The following is a 10211-nucleotide window of genomic DNA, read 5'->3' on the forward strand; positions in this document are numbered from 1 at the left end:
CGCTCACCGGGCCGGCGGCGGGAAGCGCTCCCGCCAGGCATCCTCGAATTCCCGCGTGAACCGGGCATAGCTCTCGCCGTCCGGGAGCCTGACGAGGCCCCGGAAGGCGTAGGGGGCGGCCTTCGCGCCGGCCTGGGGCTTGTCGAAATAAACCTCGACCAGAGGCACGTCGCCGCTGTCCTTCGGCCGCTTCAGATGGATCGTCGCATGGCCGCAGCGGGCCCCGGAGCCGCCCGCATCGCGTGCGACCTCCGGCCGCACGAGCCGGCACCGGCCGCCGGACCAGGAGATCGACCTCGCCGCGTCCCGTGTCAGCGCGGCGAGCCAGGTGCCGACGGTCTCCTCGCCATATCCCGTCCCGAAGGGATCGATCTCAACAAGGCGCGCATCCTGGGCCGCAGCGGCGAGGCCGGCGGCCGAGAGCGGCGCCGCCCGCGCCGCGAGGGTCGCCGCGGCCACCCCAACGAGGGCGAGGAAGAGGGACGATTTCACTTCGGCATCTCCACGCAGGGAATGAAATCACGAGCTTCGAAGCCCCTGTCATCCCCTTCCCCTCCGCTTCGCTCCGGCCGGGGATGACAGGGGGTGACCGGAAACCGGCGTCGCCCGATCGCCCCGCGTCGATTGACGCCCGCAAGGCCCGTCGCTACACAGCCGCCGTCGCGGGTATGATGTAATGGTAGCCTGTCAGCTTCCCAAGCTGAACGCGCGGGTTCGATTCCCGCTACCCGCTCCAGCCGGACCGCGCTGAAGCCCTCTCGCCGCCGCTGCGGCCCGCGACGGAACCCCGCCGCCAAGACCCTTGACGCGCCCGCGGGGCTTCGCGTTCCCTGACGGCCGGGAGGACATCTATGCTCAAGAACTCCGTGCGGCCTTTCGGCTTCGATCTCGGCGAGACGGCCGACGCCATCCGCGAGACCGTCGCCGGTTTCGCCGCGAAGGAGATCGCGCCCCGCGCGGACGAGATCGACCGGACCAACACCTTCCCGCGCGACCTCTGGCCGAAGCTCGGCGCGCTCGGGCTGCACGGCATCACGGTCGAGGAGGAATATGGCGGGGCGGGACTCGGCTATCTCGAGCATGTCGTGGCGATGGAGGAGGTCTCGCGCGCCTCCGCCTCGGTCGGGCTCTCCTACGGCGCCCATTCGAACCTCTGCGTCAACCAGATCCGCCGCAACGGCACGGAAGAGCAGAAGCGCAGATACCTGCCCAAGCTGATTTCCGGCGAGCATGTCGGCGCGCTCGCCATGTCCGAGCCGGGCGCGGGTTCCGACGTCGTATCCATGAAGACGCGGGCCGACAGGCGGGGCGATCGCTGGGTCCTCAACGGCAACAAGATGTGGATCACGAACGGCCCCGTCGCGGAGACGCTCGTCGTCTACGCCAAGACCGACCCGGCCGCCGGAGCGCGCGGCGTCACCGCCTTCCTGGTCGAGAAAGGCATGGCGGGCTTCTCGACCCACCAGAAGCTCGACAAGCTCGGCATGCGCGGCTCCGATACCGCCGAGCTCGTCTTCGAGGATTGCGAGGTGCCCGGAGAGAACGTGCTCGGCGCGGTCGGGCGTGGGGTCAACGTGCTGATGAGCGGGCTCGACTACGAGCGCGCGGTGCTGGCCGGCGGCCCGCTCGGCATCATGCAGGCATGCCTCGACGTCGTCATGCCCTATATCCACGACCGCAGGCAGTTCGGCCAGCCGATCGGCACCTTCCAGCTCGTCCAGGGCAAGGTCGCGGACATGTACGTGACGATGAATGCCTGCAAGGCCTATGTCTATGCCGTCGCCCGGGCCTGCGACCGGGGGGAGACGACGCGCGAGGACGCGGCCGGCGCCATCCTGATCGCGGCGGAGAAGGCGACGCAATGCGCCCTCGACGCCATCCAGCTCCTCGGCGGCAACGGGTATATCAACGATTATCCCACCGGCCGGCTCCTGCGCGACGCGAAGCTCTACGAGATCGGCGCCGGCACGAGCGAGATCAGGCGCATGCTGATCGGGCGGGAGCTGTTCGAGAAGAGCTCCTGAGGAGCGATCGGCCGAAGCCGCCGGCATGACGGCCGGAACGGCTCTGGATCGACGCCGCGTCATCGCCTACCGTTCGGCCCGCTGGCCGGAACGGCCATCGAACAGGCCACGGAATGAATTCTCCCGCTCTCGAATCGCCGCCCCCTCCCCCGCGGGAGGGCATGGCGAAGGTCGCCGGCGTGCGCATCGCCTATCGGGTCCGCGGGAGCGGGCCGCCCCTCGTCCTGATCATCGGCTATCGCCTTCCGGCCGTCGCGTGGCCGGACGAATTCGTCGACAGCCTGGCGGAGCGCTTCACGGTCGTCGCGGTCGACAACCGCGGCACGGGCGCCAGCGACAAGCCGGTCGAGGGATATGCGCTGTCGAACATGGCCGACGACGTCGTCGCCGTGCTGGACAGCCTGGGCATCCCGAAAGCCCACGTCCTCGGCTATTCGATGGGCGGGAGCATCGCGCAGGAACTCGCCTGCCGCCATCCCGCGCGGGTCGCGGGGCTCGTGCTCTGCGCCACCATATGCGGGGGCGCCACCACGGTCCGCGCACCCCTCTCGACCCTGCGCATCCTGCGCGATCTCGACGGGCGCGAGCCGGAAGAGGTCGCCCGGCGGATGTGGCAGGTCACCTATGCCTCGGACTATCTCCTGAAGCACAGCGACCGGGCGGAGCGCCAGTTGCAGCGGGAGATCCGGCAGCCGACGCCCCTGCATGCGGCCGACCTCCAGTTCCAGGCCCTCTCGGAATTCGACGCCTCGTCGAGGCTCCCGGAGCTTCGCGTCCCGACATTGGTGCTGACGGGCGACCTCGACCAGATCGTCCTGCCGCATAACTCGACGGTCCTCGTCGATCTCATCCCCGATTCCGTCCTGCGCATCATGCACGGCTGCGGCCACAGGCTGATGTGGGAGAAGCCGGAGGAATGCGCCGGGATCGTCGCCGATTTCCTCGGCGCCCGTGCCTGGGAGCCCGCCTCGTCCGGCGAGGCATCCCCTCCCCCGCGGAGGCCGGGGCGCAACCGCTCAGACATTGCCTCGATCCACCACAACAACCTGTGGCGGAGCATGGAACGCCTGCTCGGCTGGCCGGCGACGGTCGAGGATTTCCTCGTGGATGCGGTGACGAAGACGGGCTACGCGGCCTTCTTCGGAAGCAGGCTTCGCTTCGGGGACGGAAAGCCGGTCGTGCTCGTTCCCCCGCTCCTCCTGGGCGACCTCGCCCTGTCGGGCGTCGCGGCCTGGCTCACATCGATCGGCTACCGGCCGAGCGGCGTCGGCCTCCTGCCGAGCCTGGACGACGAAACCATGAGCCGCGCCGTCGCGGCCTCCATCCGCGAAGCCACCGGCCGGGTCGGCCGCAAAGCCGTCGTGATCGCCCTCGGCGATTCGATCAGAGCCGTCTCGCGCGTGGCGCGGCCCGAGGAGGTCTCGGACGTCGTCATCCTCGGGCCGCCGGCCTCGGGACGACCCGCGGCGCTGCCCAGGGGCATCCGCGTACATGCCCTGAAATACATTCCCGCGGGCGGAGCGCCGGGAGTGCGCCGGCTCAGCGGCTGGCCCTTTCTTCCCGCCATGCTCCAGAGCACCTTCATCGCGGTCTCGGACATCCTCTACGAGATCCCGATCGCGCTGCGGCCGGAGCCGGAGGGCGCCCGCTAGAGCCGCATGGAAGGGGCTTATGCCCCTTCCTCCCTTTCAGCGCATGATGAAGGGGTTCTCGGGCGCGTCCTCGGCGAGCGAGATCCAGACGCTCTTCGGCTCCAGGAACTCGTGGATCGCGTCGATCCCGCTCTCGCGGCCGAGGCCCGAGCGCTTCATGCCGCCGAAGGGCATCATGAAGGAGACCGCCCGGTAGGTGTTCACATAGACCGAGCCCGCCCGCAGAGCCTTCGACATGCGGATGGCGCGGCCGATATCCTTCGTCCAGACGCCGGCCGCGAGGCCATAGATCACATCGTTGCCGATCCGCACCGCCTCCGCCTCGTCCTCGAACTCGATCACGGACAGGACCGGCCCGAACACCTCCTCCTGCGCGATGCGCATCCCGTTCGTCACGTCGGTGAAGATGGTCGGCTCGACGAACCGGCCGCCGGCCAGGCCCGGGCCCGAGGCCGGCTTGCCGCCGAGGACGAGCCGCGCGCCCTCGGCCTTGGCCACGTCGATGTAGTCGAGGATCTTCCTGTACTGGGCCGGTGTCGCGACCGGTCCGATATTGGTATCCGCCTGCATCGGATCGCCGATCTTGGCCGATTTCGCCAGCGTCAGCAGGCGGTCGAGGAAGGCGTCCTTGACCGATCGCTGCACGAGGAGGCGCGAGCCTGCGATGCAGGTCTGGCCCGTCGCGGCGAAGATGCCCGAGACGACGCCCGCCGCCGCCATCTTCATGTCGGCATCGGCGAAGACGATGTTGGGCGACTTGCCGCCGAGTTCCAGCGAGACGCGCTTCAGGTCCTTCGCGGCCTGCTCGTAGATGCGCGCGCCGGTCGCGTCCGAGCCCGTGAAGGTGATCTTGGCGACGTCCGGGTGGGTAACGAGGGCCTGGCCGGTATCCGGGCCGAAGCCCGTGACGACGTTGAACATGCCGTCGGGCAGGCCCGCCTCCTTCGTCAGCGCGGCGAATTCGAGCGTCGAGGCGGAGGTGAATTCCGAGGGCTTGACCACCACCGCACAGCCCGCCGCGAGGGCGGGGGCGCATTTCCAGGCGATGAAGAGCAGGGGCGAATTCCAGGCCGTCAGCGCCGCCACCACCCCGACCGGCTCGTGGGTCGTGAAGGCGAACATCTCGGGCTTGTCGATCGGCGGCACCCCTCCCTCGATCTTGTCCACGAGGCCGCCGAAATAATACCACCATTCCGGGTGGTAGCGGAGCTGGCCCAGCATCTCGGCGAGCAGCTTGCCGTTGTCGCGCACCTCGATCTCGGCGAGGCGCCCGGCATTCTGCGCCACGAGATCGCCGATCCGGCGCATGACCTTGCCGCGCGCCGTCGCGTTCATCGCGGCCCAGGGGCCTTCGTACATCGCCCGCTTAGCCGCCGCCACGGCGCGATCGACATCCTCGCGGCCCGCCTTCGGAATCCTGGCCCAAGCCTCCCCGCGATAGGGATCGACCGTGTCGAAGAATTCGCCGCCCGCCGGGTCGGCATAGGCTCCGTCGATGAAAAGCTGGTAGGTTCGCACGCTTCCCTCTCCAAGATCGCCATGAGCGTTTAGCGGCTCCCGAGAGCCTTGGACAGGGTTCGGCCCTCCCTCCGGTGCGATCGACCGCATTCGCCGCCGAGGGCTCGCGGGAGACCCCTCCCCCGGATGGAAGACGTCAGGCCGCGTGACGTCCAGGTCGATCTCCTCGTACAGAGAGGGGGCCGAGGTGAAGAAAGTGGGAGTTCCCGATGCTGTTTCCGATCAGCCAGCGCGCCGAGGAGCTGCGCGAGCGCGTGGCCGCCTTCATGGAGGAGCACGTCTATCCCGCCGAGCGCGAATATCACGATTACGTCGGCAGCCAGCCGAGCCGCTGGGTGATCCCGCCGATCATGGAGGAGCTGAAGAGGAAGGCGAAGGCGCAAGGGCTCTGGAACCTGTTCGTGCCGAAGCATCACGACCCGGCCGCGCTCACCAATGTCGAATACGGCGTCATCTGCGAGGTGATGGGGCGGTCGCCTATCGGCGCCGAGCCCTTCAACTGCTCGGCGCCCGACACGGGCAACATGGAGACGCTGATCCGCTATGCCGACGAGGAGCAGAAGGCGAAATGGCTGACGCCCCTCCTCGAAGGCGAGATCCGCTCCTGCTTCGCCATGACCGAGCCGGCCGTCGCCTCCTCCGACGCGACCAATATCCGCACGGAGATTCGCCGCGAAGGCGACAACTACATCGTCAACGGACGCAAATGGTGGATCACGGGCGCGCCCGATCCGCGCTGCAGGATTTCCATCCTCATGGGCAAGACCGACCCCGCCGCCGAGAAGCACCGGCAGCAATCGATGATCCTCGTGCCCATGGACACGCCCGGCGTCACCGTGGTCCGCCCGCTGACCGTCTTCGGCTATGACGACGCCCCGCACGGCCATGCGGAAATCGTCTACGACAACGTGCGGGTCCCCGCCTCGAACATCCTCCTCGGCGAGGGCCGCGGCTTCGAGATCGCGCAGGGACGGCTCGGCCCAGGCCGCATCCATCACTGCATGCGCTCGATCGGCGTCGCCGAGCGGGCCCTCGAATCCCTGTGCCGGAGGGCGCTCAGCCGCAACGCCTTCGGCGGCCCGATCGCCGACCAGGGCGTGACGCGCCACGTCATCGCCGAAAGCCGCATGGAGATCGACCAGGCGCGCCTCCTCACCCTCCAGGCCGCGCAGATGATGGACACGGTCGGCAACAAGGCGGCGCGGGCGGCGATCGCCATGATCAAGGTCGTCGCGCCCAACGTCGCCTGCCGCGTGGCCGACCGCGCCATCCAGGTCCACGGCGCGGGCGGCCTCAGCGAGGATTTCCATCTCGCCTTCGCCTATGCCCATTCCCGCACGCTCCGCCTCGCGGACGGGCCGGACGAGGTCCACCGCGACACCGTCGCCAAGATCGAATTGAAGAAGCACCAGGGAGCGAATGCCGGGGGAGCGGGGCATTGAGCGCAGATACCCCGGCCGAGGGGCACGAGACGCCCGAGGCCGCCTCGGAGACCATCCCGGTGCGCGAGGCGCATCGTTTCGACACGGCCCGGCTGGAGCAGCTTCTCGGCGACGAGCTGGGGGCGCGGCTGCTCGACCTGCGCCAGATGCGCGGCGGCCAGTCGAACCCGACCTTTCTCCTCGTGACGGACAAGGGCGAGTTCGTGCTGCGCAAGCAGCCGCCCGGCGAGCTTCTGCCCTCCGCCCATGCGGTCGACCGGGAGTTCCGGGTGCAGGAGGCGCTCGCGAAAACGGACGTGCCGGTGCCCCGCGTCCTCCTCTTCACGGAGGATCGCTCGGTGCTCGGCACGCCCTTCTACCTCATGGAGCGCCTGCGGGGGCGCATCTTCTGGTCGCCGACGCTGTCGGTCCTCGCGCGCGAGGACCGGGCCGCGATCTACGAGGGCATGGCCGACGCCCTCGCCCGGCTGCACAAGGCCGACTGGAAGGCGATCGGCCTCGACACCTACGGCCGCCCCGGCAATTACTTCGCGCGCCAGATCGGGCGCTGGTCGAAGCAATGGGAGACTTCGCCCGCCCGCGACAACCCGGCCATCGACAGGCTCGCCGAATGGTTGCCGGCCCACGTGCCGGACAGCGAGGAAACCGCCATCTGCCACGGCGATTTCCGGCTCGACAACATGATCTTCCACCCAACCGAGGCGCGCGTCCTCGGCATCCTCGACTGGGAGCTTTCGACGCTCGGCCATCCCCTGGCCGACCTCGCCTATAACTGCCTGCCCTACATCAATTCGCCCGCCGCCTTCCGCGGCATGCGCGGCCTCGACCTGGACGCGCTCGGCATCCCGAGCATGGACGCCTATCTGGCGATGTACAACGCCCGGACGGGGCGGACCGATTCGATCACGCCGTTCCATCTCGCCTTCTCGCTCTTCCGCATCGCCGTCATCCTGGAAGGGGTGGTCGCGCGCGGCAGGAAGGGAAACGCCTCCTCGGCCGACGCGGCCAGCCACGGCGAGCGCGCAAGGCTCCTCGCCGAGCGGGGCTGGGAGATCGCGCGGGACGGATTGTGAACGGGTGAAACGGATCGCCCTGGCCCGGAGACGGATTCGCCTTGACGCTCCGCGCGCCGGAGCGGAGGCTGCCCCGGCCGCGCGGGAAGACGGCGGCAGCGGGAGGATGACCATGCTGACACGCCGCGGCTTTGCGGGCTTCGCCTCTTGCGCGATCTGCGCGATCTCCGGCTTCGCCGCCACCGACGCCTCGGCGCAGGGATCGGCGCCCGCCGGGACTGCGGGCCTCAAGCGCAAGGTCCTCTCGCAGCTCGACGGGCCGATGCCCGGCTACGTCACGATCGTCGCCGAGGTCGAGATCGAGCCCGGGGTGTTCGTCGCGCGCCACAAGCATCCGGGCATCGAATCCGGCTACGTCGTCGAAGGCGAGATCGAGTTGCCCATCGAGGGACTGCCGACGAAGCTCTACAAGGCCGGCGACGCGTTCCAGGTCCCGCCGAACACCCCCCATGCCGGCGCCAAGAGCGGGGAGAAGCCGGTCAGGGTCGTCAGCACCTTCGTCGTCGAGAAGGACAAGCCCCTCGCCTCACCCGCCTGAGCGGACGAGATGACCTCGTCGCGCTGGAGGGAGATCCTGGACGGCAGGCTGGCCATCCCGGCCATCGCCGCGCCGATGTTCATCGTCTCGAACCCGAAGCTCGTCATCGCGCAGTGCAAGGCGGGCATCGTCGGCTCGTTCCCGGCGCTGAACGCGCGGCCGGCCTCGCTGCTCGACGAATGGCTCTGCGAGATCGAGGAGGCGCTCGCGGCTCACGACGCCGCCCATCCCGGGCGCCCCGCCGCCCCCTTCGCGGTGAACCAGATCGTGCACCGCTCCAACGAGCGGCTGGAGCACGACCTGAGGGTCTGCGAGGCGCACAGGGTGCCGATCGTCATCACCTCGCTCGGCGCCCGCGCGGACCTGAACGATGCCGTCCACGGCTGGGGCGGGATCACGCTGCACGACGTCATCAACCAGACCTTCGCCCGCAAGGCGGTCGAGAAGGGTGCGGACGGGCTGATCGCGGTCGCGGCGGGGGCCGGCGGCCATGCCGGCACGCTCTCGCCCTTCGCGCTGGTCGGGGAGACGCGGCAATGGTTCGAGGGGCCGCTCGTGCTCTCGGGCGCCATCGCCACGGGCCGCGCGATCCGGGCGGCCGAGATCATGGGGGCGGATCTCGCCTATATCGGCTCGGCCTTCATCGCGACGCAGGAGGCGAACGCGCCGGAAAGCTACAAGCGGATGATCGTCGAGAGCGCGGCGGCGGACATCGTCTATTCCCCCGTCTTCACCGGCGTGCACGGCAATTATCTCGCCCCCTCGATCGCGGCCTCGGGCATCGACCCGGCAAAGCTGCACGAAATGGAAGCGGTCGCGATGGATTTCGGCCAGGAGAAGGGCGGGGCGCGGGCATGGCGCGACATCTGGGGCTCGGGCCAGGGCATCGGCGCGGTCGACGCGGTCCGGCCGGCGGGGGAGTATGTGGAGCGGCTGATCGCCGAATACCGCGAGGCGGAAGGGGCCGGGCGCCGCATCAGGCTGCGGAGCTGAAGCGGGGCGGGGCGCATTCGGCTGATGCGGGGCGCCCCCGGGAACCCTGCCGGTGCCGGGAAAGACGCCAGCCCGCGACGAACCTCGCCATCCCTCCTTGCACCCCTGAAACCTGCATGATACGGCAACCGCGCTGCGGGCAGACCTGCTCCGCGCTCCATCCCGACCTGGCGAAGAACGCGGGAATGTCGGCTTTTCGGCCGGCGGCTCCGCAAAGGCGACGAGAGACCGGTGGCAGACACGAAGGCAAGCGATGGTCCGGGCGTATCCGGTGTAGCCGGTCGTTACGCGTCGGCCCTGTTCGAACTCGCCCGCGACGAGAACGCGATCGATTCCGTCGGATCGAATCTCGACGGGTTCTCGCGGCTGCTCGACGAGAGCGAGGATCTGCGCCGCCTCGTCAGGAGCCCCGTCTTCTCGGCGGAAGAACAGTTGAAGGCGGTCGACGCGGTGCTCGCCAAGGCGGGGATCGGCGGGCTCGCCGCCAACCTGATCCGCCTCGCCGCCGCCAATCGCCGTCTCTTCGTCCTCCCGGACATGATCCGGGGCTACCGGGCGCTCGTCGCGCAATACAAGGGCATCGTGTCGGCGGAGGTCCGCCTCGCCGAGACGCCGTCCGCCAAGACGCTCGACGAGATCAAGGCCGCCATCCGCGAGATGGCCGGCTCCGATGTCGATCTCGACGTCAGGATCGATCCCGCGCTGATCGGGGGGCTGGTCGTGAAGATCGGCAGCCGCATGGTCGACGCGTCCCTGAAGACCAAACTGAACGCCATCCGCATTGCGATGAAAGAGGCCCGGTGATGGATATCCGCGCCGCCGAGATTTCGGCGATCCTCAAGCAGCAGATCAAGAATTTCGGCCAGGAGGCCGAGGTTGCCGAGGTCGGCCAGGTCCTGTCGGTCGGCGACGGCATCGCCCGCTGCTACGGTCTCGACAACGTCCAGGCGGGCGAGATGGTCGAGTTCGAA

9 protein-coding genes, 1 tRNA gene and 1 pseudogene are annotated in these 10211 nt (G+C 69.1%); 9 read left to right on the forward strand and 2 right to left on the reverse strand.

Annotated features, from left to right (window positions below):
• Positions 1 to 3: 3 nt before the first annotated feature.
• On the reverse strand, positions 4 to 492 hold the full coding sequence (locus PKD06_RS10245) for a hypothetical protein (RefSeq protein WP_324380072.1): 489 nt from the start codon (positions 490 to 492) through the stop codon (positions 4 to 6).
• A gap of 170 nt (positions 493 to 662) precedes the next feature.
• Between PKD06_RS10245 and PKD06_RS10250 the strand changes: the two genes are divergently transcribed.
• The 3 genes from PKD06_RS10250 (at position 663) to PKD06_RS10260 (ending at position 3676) form a co-directional block, all read left to right on the forward strand.
• Positions 663 to 736, forward strand: a tRNA-Gly gene (locus PKD06_RS10250).
• Between the two features lie 115 nt (positions 737 to 851).
• Entirely contained in the window at positions 852 to 2024 is a 1173-nt protein-coding gene (locus PKD06_RS10255) for an isovaleryl-CoA dehydrogenase (protein WP_324380073.1), read from the forward strand.
• A 161-nt stretch (positions 2025 to 2185) separates the two neighbouring features.
• A complete protein-coding gene (locus tag PKD06_RS10260; protein ID WP_324380074.1) occupies positions 2186 to 3676 on the forward strand; it encodes an alpha/beta hydrolase in 1491 nt (496 codons plus the stop codon).
• Positions 3677 to 3712: 36 nt separating this feature from the next.
• Here PKD06_RS10260 and PKD06_RS10265 read toward each other — a convergent pair whose 3' ends face one another.
• Positions 3713 to 5194: an aldehyde dehydrogenase gene (locus PKD06_RS10265; protein ID WP_324380075.1), complete on the reverse strand. Its 1482-nt coding sequence runs from the start codon at positions 5192 to 5194 to the stop codon at positions 3713 to 3715.
• A gap of 209 nt (positions 5195 to 5403) precedes the next feature.
• Here PKD06_RS10265 and PKD06_RS10270 point away from each other — a divergent pair, with 209 nt between their 5' ends.
• The 6 genes and pseudogenes from PKD06_RS10270 to PKD06_RS10295 form a co-directional block, all read left to right on the forward strand.
• Positions 5404 to 6636: an acyl-CoA dehydrogenase family protein gene (locus tag PKD06_RS10270; protein WP_324380076.1), complete on the forward strand. Its 1233-nt coding sequence runs from the start codon at positions 5404 to 5406 to the stop codon at positions 6634 to 6636.
• Complete coding sequence (locus tag PKD06_RS10275; RefSeq protein WP_324380077.1) at positions 6633 to 7709, forward strand: phosphotransferase; 1077 nt, start codon at positions 6633 to 6635, stop codon at positions 7707 to 7709. Before PKD06_RS10270 ends, PKD06_RS10275 begins: the two co-directional genes overlap by 4 nt.
• A gap of 112 nt (positions 7710 to 7821) precedes the next feature.
• A complete protein-coding gene (locus PKD06_RS10280) occupies positions 7822 to 8247 on the forward strand; it encodes a cupin domain-containing protein (protein ID WP_324380078.1) in 426 nt (141 codons plus the stop codon).
• Between the two features lie 9 nt (positions 8248 to 8256).
• Positions 8257 to 9240, forward strand: a complete 984-nt coding sequence (locus PKD06_RS10285) for a nitronate monooxygenase family protein (RefSeq protein ID WP_324380079.1) — start codon at positions 8257 to 8259, stop codon at positions 9238 to 9240.
• Positions 9241 to 9471: 231 nt separating this feature from the next.
• Positions 9472 to 10044 (forward strand): F0F1 ATP synthase subunit delta, encoded by a 573-nt coding sequence (locus PKD06_RS10290; RefSeq protein ID WP_324380080.1) that lies wholly within the window; start codon positions 9472 to 9474, stop codon positions 10042 to 10044.
• Positions 10044 to 10211, forward strand: a pseudogene (locus PKD06_RS10295) (F0F1 ATP synthase subunit alpha); the annotation flags it as partial. The gene PKD06_RS10290 and the pseudogene PKD06_RS10295, both read left to right, overlap by 1 nt.

The organism is Enterovirga sp., assembly GCF_035325185.1.
Taxonomy (GTDB): Bacteria; Pseudomonadota; Alphaproteobacteria; order Rhizobiales; family Beijerinckiaceae; genus Enterovirga.